The 26,086-nt window shown below is 70.1% G+C and carries 25 protein-coding genes; 8 read left to right on the top strand and 17 right to left on the bottom strand.

All coding sequences use genetic code 11. From position 1 onward, the window contains the following. The 7 genes from L2I40_RS00320 to L2I40_RS00290 form a co-directional block, all read right to left on the bottom strand. Positions 1–675, bottom strand: coding sequence for a trypsin-like serine peptidase (locus L2I40_RS00320; protein WP_272910912.1), 675 nt, complete (start codon positions 673–675; stop codon positions 1–3). 174 nt (positions 676–849) lie between these two features. Beyond that, positions 850–1,557, bottom strand: a complete 708-nt coding sequence (locus tag L2I40_RS00315; protein WP_237212850.1) for an NAD-dependent deacylase — start codon at positions 1,555–1,557, stop codon at positions 850–852. A gap of 50 nt (positions 1,558–1,607) precedes the next feature. After that, the gene (locus L2I40_RS00310) at positions 1,608–2,723 is read right to left on the bottom strand and encodes an MFS transporter (protein WP_237212849.1); all 1,116 of its coding nucleotides are present in this window, start codon (positions 2,721–2,723) and stop codon (positions 1,608–1,610) included. A 24-nt stretch (positions 2,724–2,747) separates the two neighbouring features. Then, the gene (locus L2I40_RS00305; protein ID WP_237212848.1) at positions 2,748–3,230 is read right to left on the bottom strand and encodes a copper chaperone PCu(A)C; all 483 of its coding nucleotides are present in this window, start codon (positions 3,228–3,230) and stop codon (positions 2,748–2,750) included. Between the two features lie 37 nt (positions 3,231–3,267). After that, positions 3,268–3,636: a hypothetical protein gene (locus L2I40_RS00300; protein WP_237212847.1), complete on the bottom strand. Its 369-nt coding sequence runs from the start codon at positions 3,634–3,636 to the stop codon at positions 3,268–3,270. 16 nt (positions 3,637–3,652) lie between these two features. Continuing rightward, positions 3,653–4,189: an RNA 2',3'-cyclic phosphodiesterase gene (gene thpR / locus L2I40_RS00295; RefSeq protein ID WP_237212846.1), complete on the bottom strand. Its 537-nt coding sequence runs from the start codon at positions 4,187–4,189 to the stop codon at positions 3,653–3,655. Positions 4,190–4,218: 29 nt separating this feature from the next. After that, a complete protein-coding gene (locus tag L2I40_RS00290; protein ID WP_237212845.1) occupies positions 4,219–4,842 on the bottom strand; it encodes an arylesterase in 624 nt (207 codons plus the stop codon). Between the two features lie 76 nt (positions 4,843–4,918). Here L2I40_RS00290 and L2I40_RS00285 point away from each other — a divergent pair, with 76 nt between their 5' ends. The 4 genes from L2I40_RS00285 to L2I40_RS00270 all read left to right on the top strand — a co-directional run bounded on the left by L2I40_RS00285 (position 4,919) and on the right by L2I40_RS00270 (position 9,627). Then, positions 4,919–5,632, top strand: a complete 714-nt coding sequence (locus tag L2I40_RS00285) for an ABC transporter ATP-binding protein (protein WP_372490970.1) — start codon at positions 4,919–4,921, stop codon at positions 5,630–5,632. Further along, positions 5,629–8,133 carry an ABC transporter permease gene (locus L2I40_RS00280; RefSeq protein WP_237212844.1) on the top strand — a complete coding sequence of 835 codons (2,505 nt, stop codon included), beginning with the start codon at positions 5,629–5,631 and terminating at the stop codon, positions 8,131–8,133. The genes L2I40_RS00285 and L2I40_RS00280 overlap by 4 nt, the downstream gene beginning before the upstream one ends. A 20-nt stretch (positions 8,134–8,153) precedes the next feature. Then, positions 8,154–8,657 carry a deaminase gene (locus L2I40_RS00275; RefSeq protein ID WP_237212843.1) on the top strand — a complete coding sequence of 168 codons (504 nt, stop codon included), beginning with the start codon at positions 8,154–8,156 and terminating at the stop codon, positions 8,655–8,657. 166 nt (positions 8,658–8,823) lie between these two features. After that, positions 8,824–9,627: a Bax inhibitor-1/YccA family protein gene (locus L2I40_RS00270; protein ID WP_237212842.1), complete on the top strand. Its 804-nt coding sequence runs from the start codon at positions 8,824–8,826 to the stop codon at positions 9,625–9,627. Between the two features lie 81 nt (positions 9,628–9,708). Here L2I40_RS00270 and cysD read toward each other — a convergent pair whose 3' ends face one another. From cysD to fdxA, 3 genes are all read right to left on the bottom strand, one after another. Beyond that, the gene (gene cysD / locus L2I40_RS00265) at positions 9,709–10,638 is read right to left on the bottom strand and encodes a sulfate adenylyltransferase subunit CysD (RefSeq protein ID WP_237212841.1); all 930 of its coding nucleotides are present in this window, start codon (positions 10,636–10,638) and stop codon (positions 9,709–9,711) included. Further along, entirely contained in the window at positions 10,635–12,005 is a 1,371-nt protein-coding gene (locus L2I40_RS00260) for a CarD family transcriptional regulator (protein WP_237212840.1), read from the bottom strand. The genes cysD and L2I40_RS00260 overlap by 4 nt, the downstream gene beginning before the upstream one ends. A 245-nt stretch (positions 12,006–12,250) precedes the next feature. Continuing rightward, positions 12,251–12,583, bottom strand: coding sequence for a ferredoxin FdxA (gene fdxA, locus L2I40_RS00255; RefSeq protein ID WP_237212839.1), 333 nt, complete (start codon positions 12,581–12,583; stop codon positions 12,251–12,253). A 320-nt stretch (positions 12,584–12,903) separates the two neighbouring features. Here fdxA and L2I40_RS00250 point away from each other — a divergent pair, with 320 nt between their 5' ends. After that, complete coding sequence (locus L2I40_RS00250; RefSeq protein ID WP_237212838.1) at positions 12,904–13,131, top strand: hypothetical protein; 228 nt, start codon at positions 12,904–12,906, stop codon at positions 13,129–13,131. Positions 13,132–13,141: 10 nt separating this feature from the next. Here the strand turns inward: L2I40_RS00250 and L2I40_RS00245 are convergent, their stop codons facing one another. Beyond that, positions 13,142–13,432, bottom strand: a complete 291-nt coding sequence (locus L2I40_RS00245) for an RNA-binding S4 domain-containing protein (RefSeq protein WP_237212837.1) — start codon at positions 13,430–13,432, stop codon at positions 13,142–13,144. A 1-nt stretch (position 13,433) separates the two neighbouring features. After that, entirely contained in the window at positions 13,434–16,406 is a 2,973-nt protein-coding gene (locus tag L2I40_RS00240; RefSeq protein WP_237212836.1) for a helicase-related protein, read from the bottom strand. 157 nt (positions 16,407–16,563) lie between these two features. On the opposite strand from L2I40_RS00240, the gene L2I40_RS00235 reads away from it, so the two are divergent. Beyond that, positions 16,564–17,706 carry an MFS transporter gene (locus L2I40_RS00235; protein WP_237212835.1) on the top strand — a complete coding sequence of 381 codons (1,143 nt, stop codon included), beginning with the start codon at positions 16,564–16,566 and terminating at the stop codon, positions 17,704–17,706. Between the two features lie 65 nt (positions 17,707–17,771). On the opposite strand, the gene L2I40_RS00230 is transcribed toward L2I40_RS00235, so the two are convergent. From L2I40_RS00230 to acnA, 3 genes are all read right to left on the bottom strand, one after another. Then, the gene (locus L2I40_RS00230; protein WP_237212834.1) at positions 17,772–18,530 is read right to left on the bottom strand and encodes a metallophosphoesterase family protein; all 759 of its coding nucleotides are present in this window, start codon (positions 18,528–18,530) and stop codon (positions 17,772–17,774) included. Next, a complete protein-coding gene (locus L2I40_RS00225) occupies positions 18,527–19,492 on the bottom strand; it encodes a diacylglycerol/lipid kinase family protein (protein ID WP_237212833.1) in 966 nt (321 codons plus the stop codon). Before L2I40_RS00225 ends, L2I40_RS00230 begins: the two co-directional genes overlap by 4 nt. Positions 19,493–19,651: 159 nt before the next feature. After that, positions 19,652–22,348, bottom strand: a complete 2,697-nt coding sequence (acnA, locus tag L2I40_RS00220; protein WP_237212832.1) for an aconitate hydratase AcnA — start codon at positions 22,346–22,348, stop codon at positions 19,652–19,654. Between the two features lie 182 nt (positions 22,349–22,530). On the opposite strand from acnA, the gene ccmA reads away from it, so the two are divergent. Next, positions 22,531–23,139, top strand: a complete 609-nt coding sequence (ccmA, locus tag L2I40_RS00215; RefSeq protein ID WP_308116402.1) for a heme ABC exporter ATP-binding protein CcmA — start codon at positions 22,531–22,533, stop codon at positions 23,137–23,139. Then, positions 23,136–23,795 (top strand): heme exporter protein CcmB, encoded by a 660-nt coding sequence (gene ccmB, locus L2I40_RS00210; RefSeq protein ID WP_272910911.1) that lies wholly within the window; start codon positions 23,136–23,138, stop codon positions 23,793–23,795. The genes ccmA and ccmB overlap by 4 nt, the downstream gene beginning before the upstream one ends. A 306-nt stretch (positions 23,796–24,101) precedes the next feature. Here ccmB and L2I40_RS00205 read toward each other — a convergent pair whose 3' ends face one another. Together L2I40_RS00205 and trxB are read right to left on the bottom strand one after the other, a co-directional pair. Then, positions 24,102–25,007, bottom strand: a complete 906-nt coding sequence (locus tag L2I40_RS00205; RefSeq protein WP_237212830.1) for a LysR family transcriptional regulator — start codon at positions 25,005–25,007, stop codon at positions 24,102–24,104. Positions 25,008–25,092: 85 nt separating this feature from the next. After that, complete coding sequence (gene trxB, locus L2I40_RS00200; protein ID WP_237212829.1) at positions 25,093–26,073, bottom strand: thioredoxin-disulfide reductase; 981 nt, start codon at positions 26,071–26,073, stop codon at positions 25,093–25,095. Positions 26,074–26,086: the final 13 nt, after the last annotated feature.

Raw genomic sequence — 26,086 nt, 5'->3', positions numbered from 1 at the left:
TCAGAAGATCGGCGCGACGGAACTGGCCGGCACGGCCTGCCCGAGCGCGAGATCGGGGCTGACGACCGACAGCACGCCCACCACGCCCCAGCGGCGTCCATCGGGCATGAGGGCGAGCAGCGGCGCGCCGCTCGCCCCGCGGGTCCCGGCGCAGTCGTGGATCAGGATCGGATGGCCGCTTGGTTGGCGTTGCAGCCCCAGCACGCGGCAGGCCGTGTCGGCCATCAGCACCTCCGGCCGATCCTGCTGGTAGCCGCCGAGCATCACCGGCGTGCGCGGCGGCGGCGCTTCGCGGATGAGCGGCAGGATCCGATCCGAGGTGGCGATCGGCTGCTCCAGCACCAGCAGCGCCCAATCCGCACCCGACGGGCCACGATCCGGCGCGTACCCTTGGCCGATCACGTAGGATGCGGCGCGCGCGCGCGCCGCGAAGCCGCCCCGCTCATAGCCGAGCAGGAAGTGGATCGAGCCGGGCTGCACGAACTGCCGGGAGGTCGGGGCGACCAGGCAGTGCGCCGCCGTCAGCACGCGATTCGTCGCGACCATGACGCCGGTGCAGCGCCCGCCGAGCTCGGTCTGGACGCGCCCGAGGGCACGCCATGGCATCTGCCGCACATCCGCCTGCTGACGCGGGTCAGCGGTTCCAATCCCTGGCAGCGGCGCGACCTGCGGCATGCGCCGGGGATCCTGCGCGACGGCGCTGGTTGCCATCCACAGCTGCAACAGACCGATCAGCCCAGCCCGGACCCAGGGCCGCTCGAACAGGTTTGGCCGCGTTGCGCTCATGCTCACCAGCTTGCCGTGCCGGTCGCGAAACGCAATCGCCAGATGCGCTCCACCCAGCTGGCTCTACAGGGACTGTACCAATTCGTGCACGAACGCGGGAACGGTCTGCGTTGCTGGACCGTACCGGACCTCGTCGAACAGCCGGCTGCCCTCTGTGGCTTCAAGGTTGAGCTCCACTGTCCGCGCGCGCCCCCGCACCTCGGCCACGAAGCCCGCCGCGGGGTAGACCTGCCCGCTCGTGCCAATCGCCACGAACAGGTCGCAACGATCGAGCGCGGCGCTGATCTGCTTCAGCTCCAGTGGCATCTCGCCGAACCACACGACATGCGGTCGCATGCTGCCAGTCTGCCTGCAGGCGGGGCAGGGTGTCCCGGTCGACAAATCGGCCGCCCAGGGGTGAACCGCCTCGCACCTGCCGCAGCGCGCCTTCATCAATTCCCCATGCATATGCAGCAGCCGGCGCGAGCCTGCCCTGGCGTGCAGGTCGTCGACGTTCTGCGTCACAAGCAGCAGGTCGCCCGGCCAGCAGCCGTCGAGCTCAGCCAGCGCGAGATGCGCGGCATTCGGCTGCAGCGCTGCATCGCGCAACTGGGCGCGGCGTGCGTTGTAGAAGCCATGCACGCGCATCGGGTCGCGCCGGAACGCCTCGGGCGTGGCGACATCCTCGATGCGGACCTTCGCCCAGATGCCATCGGCGTCGCGGAACGTGGCGAGCCCGGATTCGCGGCTGATGCCGGCGCCGGTGAGAATCACGATCGACGGTGCGGACATGACCGGATCCTAGCGCGGTGGAGCGGTGGCGAAGTCTCGGGATTGCCGGGTCATCGTGTGACCGGCAGCCGCCAGACGAACCAGGTCAGGAGCAGACCAAGCAGCAGGAGCATCACCGGCACGGCATCCGGTCCGTAGAAATCGGCGGCGATCCCCATGAGACCAGGCAAAACTGCGACGCCCGCCATCGCACTCGCCACCTGGAAGCCGATTGCCTGAACTGCAATCGGGCCGAGCCGGGCCGGCGTGCGCGCCATCACCGTCGGATAGACCGGCGCGAGCAGCGCGGCCAGCAGAGCGAGTGCGACCAGGTCCGCCCAGCCCGTCGTGTAGAGCGCCGCGGCCATCACCATGGCCGGCATGGCGAGGCGCAGCAGGCGATCCGGCCCGATCCGGTCCACCACGAAGCCCATCGCGATCCGCGCCAGCGTGAGACCTGCCCAGAACAGCGTGGCGGCCCAGGCCCCCTCCGCGGCACTCGCGCCGCGGCCTGACAGCACCGTCGCCGCCCACTGCCCGGCGCCGGCTTCGAGGCCCGTGTAGACGAAGAACACCGCCATCTGCAGGCGTACGACCGGATGGCGGAGAGCCGCGACCGCGCTTGTCCGCGGCGGTTCCGGCGGGGCGGCATCGTCCCAGCGCCGGCGTGTCGCGATAAAGGCGGCTGCAAGGCCGGTGAGGACGATCGCGGCCCCGGCGTAGCCCGCCTGCCAGCCGGCGCCGGCGGCCAGGAGGGCCGCCGCTGCGGCGGGACCGAGCGTTGCGCCGATGCCCCAGCAGGCGTGCAGCCAGTTGAGATGCCGCGACGAGAAATGCGTGGCCGAATAGGTGTTCAGCGCCGCGTCCACCGCCCCGCCGCCAAGCCCTGCGAGGACTGCGAGCAACACGAACAGGGGGAAAGGTGGCGCCAGCGCGTGGCCGAACGCCGCAAGCGCCGTTGCCGCGACGCTGGCCGCCAGGACGCCGCCGATGCCGAGCGTGAAGATCAAGCGTCCGGCCAGGAGGCCGGCCAGGATATAGCCGCCCGAAAGTCCTGCCAGCACCAGCCCGAGCGCGGCATTCGGGAGCCCGTAGGACTTGCCGACCTCCGGCCACAGCGTTCCCGGCAGCGGGTCCGGCAGCCCGAGGCCGACGAATGCAAGGAAGGCGAGGGCGAGAAGGGGCACGGCCTCGCCGATCCTGCCGAGACGCTAGTGGCGATGCCCGCCCGACTGGGGCGTGCGGGCACCGGCCGCTTCGACCGCGAGTTGGACCTCGGTCTCGCCGGCGCGTTCGAACACGAGCGTCACCGCCACCCGATCCCCCTGCCGGAGCGGTGCGGTGAGCCCGATGAGCATGAGGTGGAGCCCGCCCGGCTGCAGCCTCACCTCCTGGCCGGCCGGAAGGTCGATGGCCGAGACGGGCCGCATGCGCATGACGTCGCCTTCGCGCACATGCGTGTGCAACTCGACGCTGCGGGCCGCGGGGGTCCGCGCCGAGACGAGGCGGTCCGGCGACGTGCCGGTGTTGCGCAGCGTCATGTAGCCGACACCGGTCGCGCCTGCGCCGGCCGCCCTGGTCCAGGCGCCTGAGACGCGCAGCGGCCCGATCGACGCATCCTGCGCTTGCGCCGCGCTCAGCCCAAGACCTGCCATTGCGCCGAGGGCGGCGCGGCGGGTGACAACGAACGACATGGGACTTTCCTCTTCCTGATCCGGTTCGGGTATGCGGTCAGGAGGTCGGTGGCGCCCTCGGCTGGCAGCTGCGCGGCGGCAGGGGCGCCGGCGGGGGTGGCGACGGCGGCGGCGGGTCGGATGCTTGCGCCAGCCGGACCGGCGAACGGAATTCGAAGTCCGGGCTCGGCAGCCCGGCGGAGCCGGCGCCGAGGCAGACCGGGCAAGCCGGCGTCGCCACAGGTGTCGGCTGGCCCTGCTCCGGCTCGCCTGGCAGCACCACGCGGTGCAGGCCGCCCTGCGTGCAGATCTCGACGACGAGCGCGGCCTGCGGCGCCGCCAAGCGCAGGCAATGCGCGAACGCGGTCCCCCATTGCAGGAGGAACAGGCCCGCGAGCAGGACGGTCAGGACTGGGCGGCGGCGCACGGGCAAGCCCCTACCATCACGCGAGTTCGTATTCCACCTCCGGCACGTAGTGCGCGGCTTCCTTGCCCAGCCGCGAGGAGAAGAGCGTGAAGTGCTCGACCGGCACCGGCGGAAGCCGGACCAGCGCGTGGGTCTGCACGAAGGAGACGAGCTTCGCGGTCTCCGCCCGGTCCGTGCGGGCCAGCGTCACATGCGGCGCGAAGCGGCGGCGCTCCGGTTCCAGCCCGATGCGTTGCAGCGCCGTCTCGACCTTCGCCTGGAGCCGCGCCAGGGCATCCGTGCGGTCCGCGGTCACGTGGAGCGACTGGATACGGCCCCCTTTCTCGAAGGTCCCGATCCCAGCCAGGGCGAGGTCGAAGCGCGGCGCGCGGATCGCCGCGAGGGCCGCGTCCACTTCCTCGGCCTGCCATGGCTCGATTTCGCCGATGAAGCGCAGCGTGAGGTGATAATTGTCCGGCGGGACCCACTTTGCGCCCGGAATCCCGCCAGCCAGCGCCGCGAGCTGCGTCTTGATCAGGGCGGGCAGCGCGAGGGCCACGAAAAGGCGCAGCATCGGCGGGTGCCCTCCCGAATCGTCGATCGTCAGCCTGCCGCCGGAACGCGCACCCGGTCCAGAAGGGTTTCGATGAAAGGCAGCATCCGGCGCGCGATCGCATCGGCCCCCTGGGCGGTCGGATGGATGCGATCCGGCTGGTTGAGGGCCGGGTCGCCCGCCACGCCATCGAGCAGGAACGGGTAGAAGACGAGGTCCGGCCGCTCGCGGGCCAGCCCCTCGAACACGCCGACAAAGTCCCGGCCGTACTCCGCGCCCAGGTTCGGTGGGGCCAGCATGCCCGCCAGCAGCGTCGGGACGTTGCGGCGGGCCAGTGCGTCCAGGATCGCAACCAGGTTCGCGCGCATCTGGGCGGGGGCGAGCCCACGCAGGCCGTCATTGCCACCGAGCGCTACGATTGCCGCGTGCGGCCGGTCGGCGAGAGCCCACTCGATCCGCGCCCGTCCGCCCGCCGTGGTGTCGCCCGACACCCCGGCATCGATCACCCGCACATTGCGCCCCCGCTCGCGGAGCAGCGCCTGGATCCGAGCAGGCGGCCCTTCGGACCGTGCCAGCCCGAACCCCGCGGTGATGGAGTCGCCGAGCATGAGGAGCCGGATTTCGGCGCCCGAGAGAGGCTGCGCCTGGGCGGCCGCCGTCGCGGCCAGCAACATTCCGAGACCCGAGGCAGCCTTTTGCAGGGCAGCGCGGCGCCCATATCCGACGCGAGCCGCCGAGGACCCCTCATCCGTGACATCGCCTGCCGAGGCCCCGCTGATCAGCGCCAAGGGGCTTGTCTTCACCGCTGCCGCCGCCTCCGGTCCCGTCCAGGTCCTGCGGGGAGTTGATCTCGCCGTATCGACAGGCGAGGCGGTCGGGATCGTGGGGCCTTCGGGCTCTGGCAAGACGTCGCTCCTGATGCTCCTGGCCGGGCTCGAGCGGCCGACCGGAGGGTCGCTGATGGTGGCGGGCCGGGATCTCCCTGCGCTCGACGAAGACGCGCTCGCCCGTTTCCGTCGCGACGAAGTGGGGATCGTGTTCCAGGCCTTCCACCTCGTTCCGACCATGACGGCGCTGGAGAACGTCGCGGTGCCGCTGGAATTCGCCGGACGGCGGGATGCCTTCGACCGCGCGGCCGCCGCGCTGCAGGAGGTCGGGCTCGGCCATCGCCTCGATCACTATCCGGGCCAGCTCTCGGGCGGCGAGCAGCAGCGCGTGGCGCTGGCCCGCGCAGTGGTCGCGGAGCCGCGCCTGATCCTGGCCGACGAGCCGACCGGCAATCTCGACCGCGGCACCGGGGCGGTCGTGATGGACCTGCTGTTCGGGCTGCGCGCGCGGATGGGCACGACGCTCCTGCTGATCACGCATGACCCGGCCCTGGCCGAGCGGTGCGGCCGCCAGGTCCGGATCGAGGACGGCCGGATCGTCTCCGACACCCCGGCGATCCGCCTCGCCGCCGAATGACCGCGCATATCCTCCATGGATGGCGGCTCGCCCGCCGCGAGCTGCGCGGCGGCCTGAAATCGCTGCGCATCGTGCTGGCCTGCCTCGCGCTCGGCGTGGCGGCGATCGCAGCCGTCGGCACGCTCCGGGCGGCGACCGAGGCCGGGCTGGCGGCGGACGGCGCCCGGCTGCTCGGCGGCGATATCGAGGTGCGGACCAGCCAGCGCCCGATGCCGGACGCGGCCAAGGCCTGGGCGACGGCGCGCGGCGCGCAGCTGTCGCAGGTCGTCGAAATGCGGGCGATGGCCGTCGCACCGTCCGGCGAGCGGACGCTGGTCGAGTTGAAGGCGGTGGACGGTGCCTACCCGCTCTATGGGGAGTTGGTGCTCGCCCCGGCGGAGGCCCGGCTGACGCCGGACAGCCTCGCGCTCGAAGCCTCGGTCGCCGAGCGGCTCGGCCTGCGGCCCGGCGACGTGGTCCGCATCGGCGAGGCGGCCCTGACGTTCGTCGGCGTGATCGCGACGGAGCCCGATCGCGTGGCGAGCCCGGCCGTGCTCGGCCCGCGTGCGATGATCCTGGCCGAGGCGCTTCCCGGCACGGCGCTTCTGCAGCCGGGCAGTCTCGTCAGCTACGACACGCGCGTTCGCCTGGCCGCGGGCACCGCCTCGCGGCCCTTTGCGGAGGCATGGCGTGCCGCGCATGGCGACGGCGGCTGGCGTGTCCGCTACGCGGACCAGGCGGAGCCTGGCGTGAACCGGTTTCTCGACCGGGCGGCGTCCTTCCTGACCCTGGCAGGGCTGACCGCCCTGCTGGTGGGCGGGATCGGCGTGGCCACGGGCGTGCGGGCCTGGCTCGATGCGCGGGCACGCACCATTGCGACGCTTCGCTGCCTCGGCGCGCCCGGGGACACCATCCTGGCCACCTACCTGATCCAGGTGCTGATCCTTGCGGGCATCGGGATCGCGATCGGCCTGGTCGCGGGCTTCGGCCTGACATGGCTGGCGGCCCAGGCGCTTGCGGGCGCCTTGCCGGTCCCGCCGCGGCTCGGGATCTATCCGCGGGAACTGGGACTTGCTGCCCTCTACGGGCTGCTGACGGCGGTCGCCTTCGCGCTCTGGCCCCTCGGGCGTGCGCAGCGGATCCCGGGCGCCGCGCTGTTCCGGGACACCGTCACCGCGTCGCCCGGCCGTCCGTCGCACCGTATCCTCGTCTGGAACGTGATCGCGGCGCTGTCGCTCGTGGCGCTTGTCGTCACCACGGCGGAGCAGCCCCGCTTCGCGCTGGGCTTCGTGGTCGGCGCCGCAGCGACCCTGCTGCTGTTCCGGCTCGGGGCCGACTTACTGATGCGCGGCGCGCGGCTTCTGCGCCATGTGCGGCGGCCCTCCTGGCGCCTGGGCCTCGCCAATCTGTACCGGCCGGGGGCGCCGACGCCGACGATGCTGGTCGCGCTCGGCATCGGCCTGACGACGCTCGCGGCCATCGCGACCATCGAGGGCAACCTGCGGCGCCAGATCTCGGATCAACTGCCGCAGGCCGCGCCTTCGTTCTTCTTCATCGACATCCAGAACGACCAGGCGCGGGAGTTCGACCGCCTCGCCCAGGCCCAGCCGGGGGTGGATGAGGTCAAGCGGGCGCCGTCCCTGCGGGCGCGCATCGTCGCCGTGGATGGCGTGCCGGCGGATCAGGTGAACGCCACGGAAGACACGCGCTGGGCGCTGCGCGGCGACCGCGGCCTGACTTATGCGGCAACGCCGCCCGAGGGGACGCGTCTGGTCGCCGGGCAATGGTGGCCCGCCGATTACGACGGCCCGCCGCTGGTGTCCTTCGACGCCAACCTGGCCCGCGGCTGGGGCATCGGGCTCGGCTCGACCATCACGGTGAACGTGCTCGGGCGCGACATCGACCTGCGGATTGCCTCCCTGCGCGAGATCCAGTGGCGCGGACTTGGGATCAACTATGCCATGGTCGCCTCGCCCGGCCTGCTGGAGGCCGCGCCGCATACGCACATCGCGACCGTCCGCAGCACGCCGCAGGCCGAGACCGGGGTGCTGCGGGCGCTGACCGACGCCTTCCCGAACGTGTCGGGGATCCGGGTCCGCGACGCTCTCGAGGCGGTCGCCAATCTGCTGTCTCGGGTCGGTGTCGCCTTGCAGGCGACGTCCTCGGTGACGCTGCTCGCCGGCATGCTCGTTCTGGCCGGGGCGGTTGCCGCAGGCCAGCGGCGCCGCGTCCGCGACGCGGTCGTGCTCAAGACCGTTGGCGCGACCAGGTCGCAGATCCGCGCGGCATGGCTGGTCGAGTTCGGCCTGCTGGGCCTTGTCGCGGGTCTCCTCGCCGCCGCGGCCGGTTCCGCTGCGTCCTGGGCGGTGACGCGCTTCGTCATGGGTGCGACGTGGGTATTCTTGCCGGGGACCCTGGCGATCGTGGTGATCGGTTGCGTCCTGCTGACGCTGGCGCTGGGCTATGTCGGGACCGCGCTGGCGCTGCGGGCCCGCCCGGCGCCGCTGTTGCGCAACGAGTAGCGGCGAGGTTTGTTCGAGCGATGGAGCAATCCCTGTCCGAGACAGATGCGGCCCGCCTCCGCCACGCCTTCAGCCTGGCCGGCGCGGCGCGGGCCCGGGGCGACCGCCCGTTTGCGGCCGTGGTCGTCGCCGAAGACGGAGCAATCCTGGCAGAGGGCCTCTCGACCCAGGGCCAGGGCGGTGGCGGGACGCTCGCGCATTCCGAGATGAACGCGTGTCAGGCGGTGATCTCGGCGGGCATCCCCCGGCCGGCGCTGCGGCGGGCGACGATCTATTCGTCCGGGGAGCCCTGCGCGATGTGCGCGGCCGCCATCTTCTACACCGGGATCGGTCGGGTGGTTTACGGGCTTTCGGCGGCGGCGATCCTGCATCTGCGGAACGCACAGCCGCATACCGCAGGCCTGTCCCTGTCCTGCCGGGCGGTGCTCGACAGCGCCGCCGAGGCGGTGGACGTTGTCGGGCCCTGCCTCGAGGCCGAGGGTGCGGTGCCGCACAAGGGTTACTGGGTCCAGGGGGCGGCCTGACGCGGCGGTGGGTCCGACCGGCACGCCTCGCCTCCTTCGCACGTGTCCTTCGCACCTGCGGAATGCTGGCGCATACCCGGTTGATCCGGATTACCAAAACTCCATATGATAGGCGCCGCCGGGACGGCCACTGTCACCCCTGTCCCGCCGGGAGGATCTACTCACCATGGCTTTCGGTCCCGACAACCGCTTCCAGACGGGCGCGTCGGCCTGGACCCAGCCCTTCGGGCGGTCCTCGGCCGTGGATGCCGCCCAGCTCGACGCCGGGCTGCGGGCGTACATGCTGCGGGTCTACAACTGGATGGCCTCCGGCCTCCTGCTGACCGGCATCGTCGCCTATCTGATCGCCCACAATCCGGACGTGGCGAGCCTGTTCTACCAGGTGGTCCGCACCCCGCGCGGCAACGCGACGGTGCCGACGATCCTCGGTTGGGTCGCGATGTTCGCGCCGCTCGCCTTCATCCTGGTGCTGAGCTTCGGCATCAACCGGATGAGCAAGACGACCGCCCAGGCCCTCTTCTGGACCTTCTGCGCCGTCATGGGCGCGTCGCTGTCGAATATCTTCGCGATCTACACCTCGGCCTCCATCGCCTCGACGTTCTTCATCACGGCGGCGATGTTCGCGGGCGTGAGCCTCTACGGCTACACCACGAAGGCTGACCTGACTCGCATGGGCGCCTTCATGATGATGGGCCTGATCGGCATCATCATCGCAGGCATCGTGAACATCTTCCTGCAGAGCTCCGCGCTGCAGTTCGCCATCTCGGTGATCGGCGTGGTGGTGTTCGTCGGCCTGACCGCGTACGACACCCAGCGGATCAAGGCTGACTACATCGAGCATGCCTATGCCGAGGGGACGGAGGAGGCCGGTAAGCGCAGCGTGTTCGACGCGCTCGGGCTCTACCTGAACTTCGTCAACCTGTTCCAGCTGCTGCTCCAGTTCATGGGCGTCCGCCAGAACAGCGAGTGATCCGTCTGCTCGTCTGACGGTACAGACCCCGGCAGGGCAGCCTGCCGGGGTCTTTTTGTGGCGATATCGCTCCGACGCAGCTCAGAAGTAGCCTTCGCGCTTCTTGCGCTCCATCGCGGCGTCCTCATCCCGGTCGATCAGCCGTCCCGCTCGCTCGCTGAACCTGGACTCGCGGATTTCGCGGATGACGTCCGCAACGGTCGTCGCATCGCTGTCCTGCGCCCCGGTCAAGGGCCAGTCGCCCATGGTCCTGAAGCGGACCCGCCGTAGCTCCTCCGCCTCGCCGGCCAGCAGCGGCATGCGGGCGTCGTCCCGCATGATCAGAAGACCGTCCCGCTGCACCACCGGTCGCGGCGCCGCGAAGTAAAGCGGCACAACCGGGATCCCCTCAGCGGCGATGTAGGTCCAGACGTCGAGTTCCGTCCAATCCGAGAGCGGGAAGACCCGCATCGTCTCGCCCGGTCCCTGCCGCGTGTTCCAGAGGCGCCAAAGCTCCGGTCGCTGGTGCCGCGGGTTCCATCCATGCCCCGGGCCGCGATGGCTGAACACGCGTTCCTTCGCCCGGCTGCGCTCCTCGTCTCGACGCGCGCCGCCGATGGCTGCATCGAAGCCCCAGGTATCGAGGGCCTGCCCCAGCGCCTCCGTGGCCATGACCTGCATGTGCAGGCGGGAGCCGTGCGTGAGGGGACCGATACCGCGCGCGTGGCCGTCTCCATTCGTGTGGACGATCAGACGCAAACCAAGCTCCGCGGCGCGCCGATCCCGGAACTCGAGAAGCGCGCGGAAGTCCCAGCCGGTCGCGATGTGGAGCAGCGGAAAGGGCGGCGGGGCGGGCGCGAAGGCCTTCAGCGCGAGATGGAGGACGACCGAGCTGTCCTTGCCGACCGAATAGAGCAGGACCGGATTTCGGAACGCCGCCGCCGCCTCGCGCAGGATGCCAATCGCCTCGGCCTCGAGCCGCCGGAGGTGCGGCGCGATGAGTCCCGGGGGCGGGCAGGTGCCCGCGCTCAACCTGACTTCAGAACGCCCTGCAGCTTCTCCGCGGCAGTGGCCTTGTCGGTGCGATCGATCGCCGCGAGCTCCGCCGCAAGGCGGTCCAGCGCCTGCTCGTAGATCTGCCGCTCGGAGAAGGACTGGTCGGGCTGACCGGCGTTGCGGTGCAGATCGCGCACGACCTCCGCGATGGCGAGCGGATCGCCCGAGTTGATCTTCTGCTCGTACTCCTGGGCCCGCCTGGACCACATGGTGCGCTTGATGCGGGCGCGTCCGCGGAGGACGTCGAGCGCTTCGTTCATCAGCGCTTCGCTGGCGAGCTTTCGCAGTCCCGATGATGCTGCCTTGTTGACCGGGACTCGCAGCGTCATCCGGTTCTCTTCGAAGGTGACGATGATCACCTTCAGCGAAAAGCCGGCGACAGGCATGTCCTCGATGCCTTGCACCTGCCCAACGCCATGCGTCGGATAGACGACGTAGTCGCCGGACTTGAACTCGACCGGTGGCCCCTTCGGCTTTGCCGGTGCTGGCGCTGTCGCATCGGGCCCGGGTGGAGCACCTTGGCGGAGCCCCATCATGCCCGGAGCGCGAGACGGGAAGCTGGGCCGCGACAGCGAGGGCGGGCGCGGCACCGGCGGGCTCGGTTGCGCCGGGGCCGCCGGCGGTGCTGACTGCACCGGGGCGGGACGCGGCGCCGCCATGGCCATGGCTTTGGGCGCGGGCGGGGCCACTGACGGGGAGCTCCGAGCGGGCGGCGGCGGCGGCTCGGCCACGCCCTTGGTCTTCGCAGCCTCCGGCTGCGCCGCCGTGAGCGGGGCCGAAGGCGCCGCGCTTGCGGGTTCTGCCGCGACGGCATCCGGCTTCGCGGCCGACTTGGTCGGGGTCGGCGACGACTTCGGCGGCGCTGCCTTGGCCGGTGCGGACTTCTTCGGCCCGGACGCCTTGGGCGCCGCCGCGTTGGCCGCCTTGGGCTTGACGGACGACGGGCTGCGCGCAGCTGCCTTGGCGCGCGAAGCGCTCTTGGGCTTCGATGCCGCGGTCGGCCGCGCAACGGCCCTTCGCGCTGCGCCCGTCCCGGTCGACGGCTTGCTTGTCTTGGTCTTGGCGGCGCTCGCCTTATTCGTGGCGGACTTGCGAACCGACTTCGCGGGCGCCTTGACGATTGCCTTGGTGACGCGCTTCCCGCCCGCCGACGATGCTCCACGCCGCGGGGCGGTGGCCGCCTTCGGCTTTGTGGCCGCCTTCTGTGCGGGCTTCTTGGCTGGTCGTGCTGAAGCCACGGACTTGGCTGCGCCCTTCGCCGCCTTCTTCGGCGCAGCCGCCCGCACCGGCTTGGTCGTCCGGCCCTTGGCCTGGGCGCTCTTCGACTGGGCGGTTGCCTTCATCACGCTACCCGCTATCCGCGCACCCGGGATTCCGCGACCCTGGGCTTAGTCGCAGGGATTGGCCCCGCCGTCCCGGGGGCCGGGCCCGAGCCGGCATGATCCCACAGACAAGCGGATCGGACCCCGAACGCGTTCCACGTCCCCTGTCCGTTTCCAATCCCAACAAAATTATAACCTGAAAATCAGCCAGTTACCACCCCGGGTGAATTAGAGGGAACGCGCCCATCCCGCCCTGAGCCTCGTTTCTACGGCGTGCCGGGCTCTGGACTGAAGAGGTCGCGCTTGCCTGGCTTGTCCTTCCAGTCGTCGGCATCTGCCGGCGCCTCGCCCTTGCGGGTGATATTTGGCCACTGGGTCGAGTAGGTGCGGTTCAGCTCGACCCAAGCGGACGCCTTGTCGTCGGAATCGGGCACAATCGCCTCCGCCGGGCACTCGGGCTCACAAACCCCGCAATCGATGCACTCGTCAGGATGGATGACGAGCATGTTCTCGCCGACATAGAAGCAATCCACCGGACAGACTTCTACGCAATCCATATACTTGCACTTGATGCAGTTCTCGGTGACGACGTAGGTCACTGCAGCCTCCGGCCCGGCGCGGAAAAGCCCCGCCCCGGTAGGAGAGGATTGGCCTGCCGCGCCGCACAAGGCAAGCCGCTCCTGCCGCCGCGGCGGCTCCGGATCTCTTCAGCAAGCTTGGCGCGCGCGAGCCGGCCACCTGGGCGCAATCGAAGCGTCGCGAAGGCATTCCGCAACTCGCGCGGTTCCTCTTCCTGCGGCAGGCGTGGAAGCAGCTTGTCGGGCGGAACGGGCCGGCCTGGGTAGAGGCGCTGTGGGCTCACCCCGGCCCCGGCGGGGAACCCACCCTCGCTGCGCTAGACCGGATAAGGGCCCTCGGCGTGTCCGAAGACGACCTGACCACCGTGGTCCGCCATATGCAGCGCGAGCTTCTCTGCGCGATCTGCTGCCTGCTGTCCGATCCGGGTGAGTTGGAGCCGGAGGTTCGAGACATGGCCTGGGGTTTCTTCCAACTCGATGCCACCGGCCGGCCGGTGGCGGAGATCGGCTCGCTGCACGAATCTGTCCTCGAGACGGAGCCCGAGTGCGACGGGCGGCGGGCCGACTGACCGGTGCCGATCACGGTCCGTCCTGCGGAGCGAGGTCCTCGTAGAGCAGCCGCGCCTCCGCCGGCGGTCCGCGGCGCAACGCCAATCTCTGCACCCGCCATACCTGGACACGGCCATGGACGGCGAGCGTCAGAACGTCGCCGACGCGCAGTCTCGCATGAGCCTTGTCGGTGGGCTGGCGGTTCAGCCGCACCGCGCCGCCGGCGACGAGGCGGGCGCATTCGCCGCGCGTCTTCGCGAGGCGCGCGCACCAGAGCCAGACATCCAGCCGTTGCCAGTCGGGACCGGCCTCGGCCTCCACCTCAGTCCTTCTTGAGCTTCAGTTGCGCAAGCACGGCGAAGGGCGAGTCGACCTTCGGGCCGGAGGCGTATTCCCGCGGGGCGCGCTCCTCACGGTCGCGTCGCGGACCCTCGAAGCGCGGACGATCGGGACGCGGCCCGCGATCGTCGCGCCGCGGCCCGTTGGGCAGCGGTCCGTCCTGGCGCGGCCGGTCGGACCGCCGCCTATCCGGGCGCTGGTCGTCTCTCTGGTCCCTGTGCCGGTCAGGCCGGGCCTCGCGCTGCGCGGCAGGGCCCTCGGGGGTCTCCCGTCTTGACGTGTCGGGACGCGGCCCGTCCTGGCGCGGCCGGTCGGCATGCTGGTTGTCGCCGCGATGCTCGCGTCGCGGGCCGCGATCCGGCCGCGCGGGGCGCAGGTCCCGGGGGATGGGCGGCCCGAACATGATGCTCGGATCCCAGCGCGGGCCGCGGTCGGGCTGCTCCGGCCGCTGCTGCTGCGGCGCGCGCTCCGTACGTGGCGGGCGCTGCACGCGTTCCGGGCGCGCGACGCCGATCCGCGCCGGTGCGGGCGGCCCGAACTGGTCCTCGGCCAGCGTCTCGGCGGGGATCAACCGGAAGCCCATGGCCTCCAGCACGATGGGCAGCGTGTCGCCCTTCAGACCGAGGCGGGAGGCCAAGCCCTCGGGCACCGGCGCGGGCGCACGGCGGGTGAGATAGCCGAGCTCGCCCGCGATCCGCTCGACGACATCGAGGCGCAGCAGGACATGACCCGCCTGGAGCCAACCCATGGCGGCCGCAAATCCCGGCGGCCAGCTCTCCGGCGGACGCGGCGCCTGCGGATCGTCGGGCGGCGGCTGCGGCGTCTCCGGCAAGGTGACAGAGACGAGACCCGGGTTCGGAAGCGCCGGCGTCGGCAGATGGTGACGCAGGGCCCAGAACTGGGCGCGCAGCGTCATCGCGCGGGGCTTCAGGACTTCGGGCAGGTAGAGCGCGTAGCGACCGGCCCGGATACCGATCGCCTTCAGGCGGGAGCGGAGTTCCGCCGGCACGTCGCGTTCCGTCGCGCCGGGCACCAGGCCCATGCCTTCTCGCAGCCTGTAGGCGGGGCCCCGCAGGCTGTTGTCCTCCGCCGCCTTGGCTTCGACAACCGACAGCGGACCGAGTTCACGTTTCACCAGGCCTTCGAGCCACGCCGCCAGCCGCAGTCGCACACGCTCGCGCTGCGCATTGTCGAGGAACTCGCTCGCGATCGGGTCGATATGCGGCTTGAGCGGCTCCGGGCCCGGTCGGAGGCGGGCGATCTCCGCGCCGTCCCAGAGGACGCGATGCTGCGGCGTCAGGCTGAAGGCCTCGTCCTTAGCGGTCTCGAGCGAGGCCAGGCGTCGGGGCATCTCCTCGCGCAGGGCGCGCCGCGCGGCCCGGAGGACAAGCCGCCTTTCCTCTTCCTTCGTGGCATCCGGGTCGGGCTCGAAGTGGAAGCCCCGCACACGGCCGACCGTATGGCCTTCCACGACGACCTCGCCCTGCCGGGTCACGGCGGAGAGCAGGTTGGCGTCGTCCTCGTCCAGGCGACGGATGAGATGCGCGGCGCGCCGATCCACGAAGCGCGCCAGGAGCCGCTCATGCAGCGCGTCGGACACGTTGTCCTCCGCCTTGCGCGCCTGCGCCTGGCGAGAGGCGGCGTCCGCGAGCCAATCGGCGCGGGCGGCGACGTAGGACCAGATCCGGATGTTGGCGAGCCGGGCCATCAGCGTGTCGAGGTCGCCCTCGACATTGTCGAGCGCCGCGATGGACGCCGTGACCCAGTCATCCGGCAGGGTTCCATCCTTGGCGAGATGGCCGAAGATCCGGCCGCAGAGCCGCGTGTGGCTGTCGTCGGCAATCTTCCTGAAATCGGGAACCTGGCACGCCTCCCAGAGCAGCCGTACCCGGGCACGACCCTGGGCGAGGTCGCGGACCTCGCTCTCGCGCGACAAGGCGTGCAGCGTGATGTGGTCGACCGCGTCGTTGCCCTTCGAGAGACCAGGCATGGGCGGTGGCGCGGCGAGCGACGCGAGCAGCGCGTCGACGCTGGTGAAGTCCAGATCCGCATTGCGCCAGGCGAGTTGCTGCAGCGGGTCGAACTCGTGGTTCTCGATCTGCTTGGCGAGTTCGTCCGGCAGCGGTGGGCAATCGGCGGTCGTGCCGAAGCTTCCGTCGCGCATGCCGCGTCCGGCCCGCCCCGCGATCTGGGCTGCCTCCTGTGCCGTCAGGCCCCGCATCTGATGGCCGTCGAATTTCTGGAGCGCCGCGAAGGCGACATGGTCGACATCCATGTTGAGGCCCATGCCGATCGCGTCGGTGGCCACGAGGAAGTCGACTTCGCGGTTCTGGTAGAGCGCCACCTGGGCATTGCGCGTGCGCGGCGACAGGCGGCCCATCACCACCGCGCATCCGCCGCGCCGGCGCCGCACCGCTTCCGCGATCGCGTAGACCTCGGTCGCGCTGAAGGCGACGATCGCGGAGCGGGGCGGCAGGCGCGTGAGCTTCGCAAGACCGGCATGGGTCAACTGCGACAGGCGCGGCCTCGTCTCGATCTCGGCAGTCGGCACGAGGCGCTGCAGCAGCGGCCGGATCGTCGCGGCGCCGAGGAACATGGTTTCGACGAGTCCGCGCGCGTTCAGCAGGCGGTCGGTGAAGACGTGCCCCCGATCGGGATCGGCGCAAAGCTGGATCTCGTCGACCGCGACGAACTCGGTCCGGCGATCGAGCGGCATCGCCTCCACCGTGCAGGCGAACCACTTCGCCTCCGGCGGCACGATCTTCTCCTCGCCGGTGATCAGCGCGACGTGCCGCTCGCCCTTCACCGCCACCATGCGATCGTAGTTTTCGCGTGCGAGAAGCCGCAACGGGAAGCCGATCACGCCCGAGGCGTGCGCGAGCATGCGCGTGATGGCGAGATGTGTCTTGCCCGTGTTGGTGGGACCGAGGACGGCGCGGACCCGGGCGGGGAACATCTGACGGTCGGACATGAGGGGGCGGGGGACCAGTCCGTAGGAAGCAGATGCCGGGACCCGTCGCACGGCGACGCTCGCTTGGCAACAGTGCTGCCTGGGCGCGTCCGGCGCGATTGATGGCCTTGGCGGGGAGCACGACGCGCGGCAGCCTGGGCGTGTGACCCCCGCGAGCCATCACGCCCTGGTCTATGCCACGCAGTTCTTCGCCTTTGGCGTGATTCTGCCCTTCCTGCCAGCGGTTCTTGCCGCGCAGGGCCTGGACGCCGCGGAGGTCGGCATCGTGCTGGCGACGGGATCGGCGCTTCGGCTGCTCGCCGGCCCCATGGGCGGCAGGCTGGCGGATACGCTTGCCGCGCCGCGCGCCGTGCTGGCGCTCGCGGCAGCGACTGCGGCCCTGTGCTGCGGCGGATTTCTGGTCGCCGCCGGCTTCCTGGCGATGCTGCTCACCTATGCACTGATGAGCGTGGCGCTTGCCCCGGTCATGCCGCTGACCGATGCGCTGACACTCGCCGCCATTCGGCGAACGCCCTTCGACTACGGTCGCGTGCGCGCCGCCGGTTCCGTCGCCTTCATCGTGGCATCGCTTCTCGCCGGCCAGGCCGTGGCCTGGGCCGGCCCCGCCGCAGCCCTTCCATTGATCATGGCGGGGCTCGCAGCCACGGCCCTGGCGGCGGTGTCGCTGCCGGCGCCCGAGGCGTCACGCGGGCGATCCACCGCGTCCGGGGCAGCCGGCCTGCTCGCGCCGCTGAAGGTTCCGGCGTTGCGTTGGCTCATCCTGGTGAGTGCGCTCGTGCAAGGCAGCCACGCCTTCTACTATGCGTTCGGGACCTTGCACTGGCAGGCAGCAGGTCTCGGGGCGGGGCTCATCGGAGCGCTCTGGTCCGTGGGGGTGATCGCCGAGATCGCGCTCTTCGTGTGGGGGCGCGGCATCGTCGCCCGGCTCGGGGCAGTGCGACTGTCGCTCATCGCGGCCATGGCGGGCGTGCTCCGCTGGGCCTTCATCGCGGTCACGACGGATCCGATCGCGCTCTTCGCCCTTCAGATCCTGCACGCGGGAACATTCGGCGCGCAGCATCTGGCAGCCATGATGATCCTCGCGCGCGTGGTGCCGCCGGCGCAGGCCGGCACGGCGCAGGCCTTGCAGGCGTCGCTCGGTGGCGGCCTCTCGATCGGCGTGCTGACGCTCGCTGCCGGACCACTCTACGCCGCCTTCGGTGGCGGCGGCTATTGGGTGATGGCCGCGCTGTGCGCCGCGGCCGTGCCGGCGATCCTCGCGCTCGGGCGCGCCTTGCGGCACTAGGGTCGGCCCGGGCGACAAGGCAGCGCGCAGCGCGTCGCGCGAAGTAACCCGGTGCCTGCGGCGGCTCAGGTCTCGACGTCTCGCCAACCTGCACCGTCCCAGTAGCGGGATGCGATCGCGGCGACGCCCTCGCGCACGCTGATCCTGTGCCAGGCGTTGGACGCGCCCCGGAGCCGGTGCGAGGTCGCGGTCGAGGCCTGCACGAGCATCATCCTGGCGCCAGGAACCGGCGCGATGTCCGGCAGGTGAAGATGCCCGGTCAGCACCATCTGCACATCATGCCGCGCGAAGACCTCGAGGGCGGCCGCGGCACCGCCGACGAGGCGCGCATCCGGCCGCAGGACGGGGGCGGCGAAGGGATGATGCGCGACGACGATCCGGAACAGCGTGTCCGGCAGACACGTGAGCCGCGTCTCGAGCCGCGCGAGCCGATCCGCGCCCACGCGGCCGCGCGCCCAGTTCAGATAGAGACCGCCGCGCCGCGCTGTGTTGAGTCCGACCACGGCCACCTCGGCGTCGGTCCAGACCGGCTCGGTGTCCGAAGCGACGTGACGCTGCCAGCGGCCCCAGGGATCGCTGAACCGTTCAAGGACGTCGAACGCCGTCACGTCATGGTTGCCGGGAACCGCAAGGACGGGTGCCGGCAGCGACCGCAGGAACTGGATCGCAGCATGGAACTCGCGATGCCGTGCCCGCTGCGTCAGGTCGCCGGAGACGACGACGAGATCGGGCCTCGCGCGCGCTACATCGTCGGCCAGGGCCTCCACCACCGCGGGATCCTCGGCGCCGAAATGAAGATCGGAGAGGTGGGCGATGACGGTCAACCGGAGGGCGGCCCGACGGGTAAACGGTCGACCGGCTGCGTCTCTGCCGGGGCTTCCGTGGCTTCGGATGGACGCGGCACGATGACCCGCAGCGCCCCAGGATGGATGCGATAGACCAGTGGGGGCGACAGGATCTGCGCCTCTCCGTCGCTCATGACGCGCAGGGCCTTGCGCGGCGAGCGGATTGTCACTTCGCGGGCGGTCCGCTCGTGCACGAGTTGTGCGCCGCGCCAGGTGCCGAGGAACATGCCGACCAGAAGCCGCACCCACCACCACAGCCCGTAGCGCCGTACGACGTAGAGCGTGAGCTCGCCGGCATCTAGGCGCGGCCGAACCATGATGAGTCCGAAGCCTTCCGCATAGCGGTTGTTTGCGACGGCCATGGCTCGTGTCCAGAGCCGCACGGCGCGCCTGGCTCCGTCGAACTCGATGTGGAGTCGCATCGGCCGGTGCCGCCATGCCCCGCGGATGTTGGCGATCGCGAAGGCCGCACGGGTACGCAGGCTTGCCTTGCCGCGCTGGCGCTCGCGATGACGGCCGAGCCAGGAGGGGGAGCCGATCACCGAATTGCAGAGGTAGACGTGACCGTTCACCTCGGCGACGTCGATGGCCCGGATCGTGCCATGCGCCAGCGCCTCGGCCGCCTTCCCGAGTTCGAGCGGGATTCCGAGGTCCTTGGCCAGCATGTTCATCGTGCCGAGCGGGAGGATACCGAGAGCGGTCTCGGTGCCGATCAGTTTCGCGGCCGCGGCGGCGATGGTGCCGTCCCCGCCGCCCACCACCACGGCATCGGCGCCATGCGCGATCGCATCATCGAGCCGCGAGATGAGCCCGTCCGGATGGTCGGGGACGTGGATCGCTTCGAGCCTCGCGGCTTCGAGGTGACGCGCGACCTCGTCCTCGGCCGCGTGGCGGCCGAGCAGGGATCCGGCGGAACTGTTGAGCACGACGGCGACGCGCACGCCGCTGGAACGGCCCGCGCATGTGAAGGTTCAGCGCAGGGAAGCGAAGGGGCGCAGCCTTCGCGGACCGCGCCCCTCACAACTCGCACAACGCACCAAGCTCGCGGTGCTCGTCGCCTGGCTTCCTCGTGCGACGTTGCGAAGCAACGTCGTGGGGAGCTAGGCGGCCTTGGCCATGCCCCGCAGCACGTAGTGCAGGATGCCGCCGTTCCGGTAGTACTCGACCTCGTCGGCGGTATCGACGCGGCAGAGCAGGCCGGTGCGGTGCGTGGAGCCGTCGGCGCGGTGGATCACCATCTCGACGGTCATGCGCGCCTTGAGATCCTCGAGCCCGAGCAGATCGATAACCTCGTCGCCCTTGAGGCCGAGGGTCTTGCGGTCCTCGCCCTCGCGGAACACCAGCGGCAGCACGCCCATGCCGACTAGGTTGGAGCGGTGGATGCGCTCGAAGCTCTCCGCGATCACCGCCTTCACGCCCAGCAGGAAGGTGCCCTTCGCCGCCCAGTCGCGCGAGGAGCCGGTGCCGTACTCCTTGCCGCCGAAGACGACGAGCGGCACGCCGTCCTTCCGGTACTTCATGGCGACGTCGTAGATCGGCGCCACCTCGCCGGAGGGGTAGTGCTTGGAGATGCCGCCCTCGACGCCGGGCACCATCTCGTTGCGGATGCGGATGTTGGCGAAGGTGCCCCGCATCATGACTTCGTGGTTGCCGCGGCGTGCGCCGTAGCTGTTGAAGTCGGCCTGGCGCACCTGGTGCTCGAGCAGATACTCGCCCGCCGGGGACGCCTTCTTGATCGAACCCGCCGGCGAGATGTGGTCGGTCGTGATGCTGTCGGCCAGCACCGCGAGGATGCGCGCGCCGTGCACAGACTTGATCGGCGCCACGTCCATCGTCATGCCCTCGAAGTAGGGCGGGTTCTGGACGTAGGTGGAACCGGAGTTCCAGCGATAGGTGTCGCTGTCGGCATCCACGCGGATCGCCTGCCACTGCGCCGGGCCCTTGAAGACGTCGCCGTAGCGTTCCTGGAACATCTTGCGCGTCAGCACGGCGTGGACGGTGTCGTTGACCTCCTGCTGCGTCGGCCAGATGTCCCTGAGGTAGACCGGCTTGCCGTCGCTGTCGGCGCCGATCGGGTCGGTCGTCAGGTTCAGCTTTACCGTCCCCGCCAGCGAATAGGCGACGACCAGCGGCGGCGAGGCGAGGTAGTTGGCGCGCACGTTCTGGTGCACGCGGCCTTCGAAGTTGCGGTTGCCCGACAGCACGCTCGCCGCGACCAGCTTGTTGTTCTCGATCGCATCAACGATCGGGTCCGGCAGCGGGCCCGAATTGCCGATGCAGGTGGTGCAGCCGTAGCCGACGGTCTGGAAGCCCATCGCGTCGAGCTCGGCCTGCAGGCCGGACTTGGTCAGGTACTCCGTGACCACCTGGCTACCAGGCGCGAGCGAGGTCTTCACCCAGGGCTTCGGCTTCAGGCCCTTGGCGCGTGCCTTCTTCGCCACGAGCCCTGCGGCGACCAGCACGTAGGGGTTCGAGGTGTTGGTGCAGCTCGTGATCGCCGCGATCACCACGTCGCCATGGCCGAGATCGTAGTTCGCGCCCTCGACCGGCACGCGAAGATCGGCCTTGTCGCCGGGCACGCCCATCGTACCGGCGGCGAGGTCCTTGGAGAATGACGCCGCGACGTTGGTCAGCGCCACGCGATCCTGCGGCCGCTTCGGGCCGGCGAGCGAGGGCTCGACGGTCGAAAGGTCGAGCTCAAGCGTGTCGGTGAAGACCGGGTCGGGCGTGGAGGCGTCGCGCCACATGCCCTGCGCCTTCAGATAGGCCTCGGCGAGCGCGATGCGGTGCTCGTCTCGGCCGGACAGGCGCAGGTAGTCGAGCGTCGTCTTGTCGACCGGGAAGAAGCCGCAGGTCGCGCCGTATTCGGGGGCCATGTTGCCGATCGTCGCGCGGTCGGCGAGCGGCAGGTCCTCGAGGCCCGAGCCGTAGAACTCGACGAACTTGCCGACCACACCCTTCTTGCGGAGCATCTGCGTGACGGTGAGCACCAGGTCGGTCGCCGTGACGCCTTCCTTCAGCCTGCCCGTCAGCTTGAAGCCGATGACGTCCGGAATGAGCATGGCGATGGGCTGGCCGAGCATCGCGGCCTCCGCCTCGATCCCGCCGACGCCCCAGCCCAGCACGCCGAGGCCGTTGACCATCGTCGTGTGGCTATCGGTGCCGTAGCAGCTGTCGGGGAAGGCGTAGCTGTCGGGCCCGTCCTGCGAGGTCCACACGACCTGGGCGAGGTATTCCAGGTTCACCTGGTGACAGATGCCGGTGCCCGGCGGCACGACGCGGAAATTCGCGAAGCCGCTCTGGCCCCAACGGAGGAACTCGTAGCGCTCGCCGTTGCGCTCAAACTCGATGTCCACGTTCTTCTTGAGCGCGTCGGCGGTGCCGGAGACGTCCACCATGACCGAGTGGTCGATGACGAGGTCGACCGGGACCAGCGGGTTCACCTTGCGCGGATCGCCGCCGAGCTTCGCGAGCGCGTCGCGCATCGCGGCGAGGTCCACGACGGCCGGCACGCCGGTGAAGTCCTGCAGCAGGATGCGGGCGGGACGGAACGGCACTTCCTTGTCGGAGCGGCCGTTCTCGAGCCAGCCGGCGATCGCCTTCGCGTCATCGACCGTGTAGCTGCGGCCATCCTCGAAGCGCAGCACGTTCTCGAGCAGAACCTTCAGGCTGAACGGCAGGCGCGAGATGTCGCCGATCTGCTTCGCCGCCTCGGGCAGGCTGAAGTAGTGGTATTCCTTTCCGCCGACGCTCAGCGTCCGGCGCGTCTTCAGGCTGTCCTGCCCGATCATGCGCATGGTCCGGGATCCCCGTGTCGCCCAAGGGGCTTTTGTTGGGCGCCACAGCCGGTTGCGCCCCCTAACAGAGGGGTGCCTTCCGCCGCCTGCGGCGCGATTTCGCCGCGCCGCTTTCGCGACCGCAGCATGCGGCTTAAACCACATGGCGGAAGGGCAGGCCAGGGGGCGCCGCCGCGGGGGGTATGGGCAGTCACGCACCGATGCTGGAGGGAACGGACCTCGCATGCTGGCGCGGGGAGCGGGCCGTTTTCGCCGGGCTCTCCTTCTCCGTGGCGACGGGGGGCGCGCTGCTGCTGACCGGGCCGAATGGGGCCGGCAAGTCCTCGCTGCTTCGGCTTGTCGCGGGGCTGATCAGGCCGGTCGAGGGACGACTTGCCTGGAATGGCGAGGACGCCATGTCGGACCTGCCCGCGCATGCCCGGCGCTTGCGATACCTGAGCCATGGCGATGCGCTGAAGCCGTCGCTGACGGCGCGAGAGAACCTGGACTTCTACGCGAGGCTTTGGGGCGGAGAGGTGACACCGGCGCTCGCCGCGCTCGGGTTGGCCGACCTGGCCGATCTGCCGGTGCGCGTTCTCTCATCGGGCCAGAAGCGGCGCCTGGCCCTGGCGCGACTCGCTCTTGCCCCGGCGGCGCTCTGGTTGCTTGACGAGCCGACGGTGGGGCTCGACGCGGCGTCGGTCGAGCGGCTCGGGGCCTTGCTTGCGGCCCATCGGCGCGGAGGCGGAATCGTCCTTGCCGCCACCCACCTGCCACTCCCGCTGCCCGATGCGGAGGAACTGCGACTTTGAAGGCGTTCGCTGCCGTCTTTCTGCGAGAGGTGCGGCTGGCGATGCGCCATCCGGCGGACACGCTGGCAGCCGTCATGTTCTTCGTGCTGGTCTGCGCCCTGTTCCCGTTCGGGGTCGGGCCGGCGCCCGAGGCCTTGGCACGGATCGCGCCCGGTGCGCTTCTGGCCGCCGCCCTTCTCGCGGCACTCCTGCCGCTGGACCGGCTGTTCGGTGCGGAAGCCGAGGACGGGTCGCTCGAGCAGTTGCTGCTGTCCGGATTGCCGCCTGCCGCCTTGGTCACATCGAAGGCGCTTGGGCATTGGGTGACGACCGGCCTGCCCCTTCTGGCCGCAACCCCTATTGCTGCTGCGATGCTCAATCTTCCGGTCGAGGCATGGGGCACCGCCTTGATCGCGCTCGGCCTTGCGACGGCGGTTCTGTCGCTGTTCGGGACAGCGGGTGCCGCCCTGACGCTCGGCGCGAGGCGTGGGGGCGTGCTGCTGCCGTTGCTTGTCCTTCCGCTGGCCATTCCGGCCGTGATCTTCGGGGCGGCGGCGATCGAGGCCGCGGCTGCCGACCTGTCGGCCCGTCCCTACCTGCTCCTGCTGGGAGCGCTCGTCGCCGTTGCGGCGCCTGTCGCGCCTCTCGCCGCCGCGTTTGCCCTACGCGCCGACTGAACTTGGCCTGGACCTGCCGCCACGCGCTAACGCTGCGGCAAGCCACCGCGAAGCTGGTCTCGCCGCCTCGCTTGGGGGCAAAGAAAAGGCCCGCTAACCCAGGGGGTTAGCAGGCCAAGTCAAACAGGGAGGCTTCACGTCTGGGAGACGAAGGGGTTCGGCCCGGGGCCGAATGACCCTGTCCCGACATGAGGGTCGAGACGAAGACTTACTTAGGTCCGAAGCAGCCATGCGGCATTCGACAAAAACGTCGATCCGCTATGCTAGATTCACATGCGCGCATGGCTGGTGGGAGGTTCGGGGTGCCTACTGTGCCGCGATCCGGCTCGGCCCTGCCAACTCCGCGACGAGGAAGTCACGGAACACCGCTACGCGCTTCGAGTGGCGCAATTCCTCGGGGTAGACGAAGTAAGCCTCGATCCGCGGGGCCTTCAGATCTGGCAGGATCTGTACCAGTCCGTCCAACTCCTCCCCCATGTAGTCCGGGAGCGCGCCGATCCCGAGCCCGCTGCGGACCGCCTGCAGGATTCCCGGCAACGAGTTCATTTCGAGCACTGCCCGACGCGGGGCGCCCGGGCGGCGACCTGCCTCGGCGAGCCAGTTCACGCTTTCGACCGGCGGACGGTAGTCGCCGTAGACGATCATGCGATGCGCATCGAGATCCTCGGCGCGCTGGGGGATGCCGTGGCGCTTCAGGTAGTCGGGGGCGCCGCACACCTTCCACGAGAAGCTGCCGAGGTTCCGCTGGATCAGGTCCGGCTGCCGCGGCGGATGCATCCTGATCGCGACGTCGGCCTCACGCATCGCGAGATCGAGGTCCGCGTCATCCAGCAGCACGGTGAGCGTCACATCCGGATGGAGGTTCAGAAAGCGGTGCAGCCTCGGCGCCAGCCAGATGCTGCCAAATCCCGTGGTGGTCGTGACCTTGAGCCGTCCCGTCGGCTTCTCGCGACTTTCGGTCAGCAGCGCCTCGGTCATCGCGAGCTTAGCGAAGACTTCACGCACCGCACGGTTCAGCGTCTCGCCCTGCTCCGTCAGGATCAGCCCGCGCGCGTGCCGATGGAACAGAGGCACCGCCAGAGCTTCCTCCAGAGCCTGGATCTGCCGCGATACAGCCGATTGGCTCAGGTTCAGCGTTTCGCCGGCATGGGTGAAGGAGCCAGCCTCCGCCACGGCGTGGAACACACGAAGCTTGTCCCAGTCGAGCGGCATTACCGCGGCGTCTCCCTCAGCTCTCCGTTGCCGTTAGGCTGCCACGCGTGCGGGGCGCCTGCCTAGGTGATGTTTGCGCCAAGGGTCAGTTCCACGACCCGATGGCTGCAGCTTCAAGGGGCATGTGCGCGAGGAATTTCTCCGCATCAAGCGCAGCCATGCAGCCTGTCCCCGCTGCCGTGACCGCCTGCCGGTAAACCCGATCCTGCACATCGCCAGCGGCGAAGACGCCGGCCACTGACGTTCGCGTCGTCCCGGCTTCAGTCACGATGTAGCCGTCGCTGTCCATTTCCAGCTTGCCCTTGAACAGTGCTGTCGCGGGATCGTGTCCGATAGCAACGAAAATGCCTTGAAATGGCAGTTCCGATCGTTCGCCAGTCTTCACGTTCCGTAGCGCGAGACCGCGGGCTACTGGCAATCTGCCCGAAGAGTCCGCGAGAATTTCTTCGACCACGCTGTCCCAGACAAAGGATACATTCGGCTTGGCGCGCAGACGCTCCTGCAGGATGCGCTCGGACCGCAGCGTATCCCGGCGGTGCACCAGCGTGACATGCCGGGCCAGGTTGGACAGATACAGCGCCTCCTCGGTCGCGCTGTTGCCGCCCCCGATGACAGCGACATCCTTGCCGCGGAAGAAGAACCCGTCGCAGGTGGCGCAAGCCGAGACGCCAAAGCCGGAGAGTTCCTTCTCGCCCTTGACGCCCAGCCAGCGGGCCTGCGCGCCTGTGGCGATCACGAGCGAATCGGCCAGGAAAACCTGCCCGGAGTCGCCGCGTGCGCGGAACGGGCGTTGCGCGAGGTCGACGTCGACAATCACGTCATGGACGATTTCCGCGCCCACGTGCTCCGCCTGGGCACGCATCTGGTCCATCAGCCAAGGACCCTGGACGGCGGCGGCAAACCCAGGAAAATTTTCCACATCCGTGGTGATTGTCAACTGGCCACCAGGCTGCAGGCCGGCAACCACGAGCGGTGCGAGGCTGGCTCGTGCGGCGTAGATTGCCGCGGTGTAGCCGGCCGGTCCGGCACCGATAACAAGAAGCTTGGTACGACGCGTCTCGGCCACGGGGCATCCATGT

It is taken from the genome of Falsiroseomonas oryziterrae, from assembly GCF_021864505.1.
Lineage (GTDB): Bacteria > Pseudomonadota > Alphaproteobacteria > Acetobacterales > Acetobacteraceae > Falsiroseomonas > Falsiroseomonas oryziterrae.
Note: the sequence above shows the minus strand (reverse complement) of the source record. Positions and strands in the feature narration are given on the sequence as shown.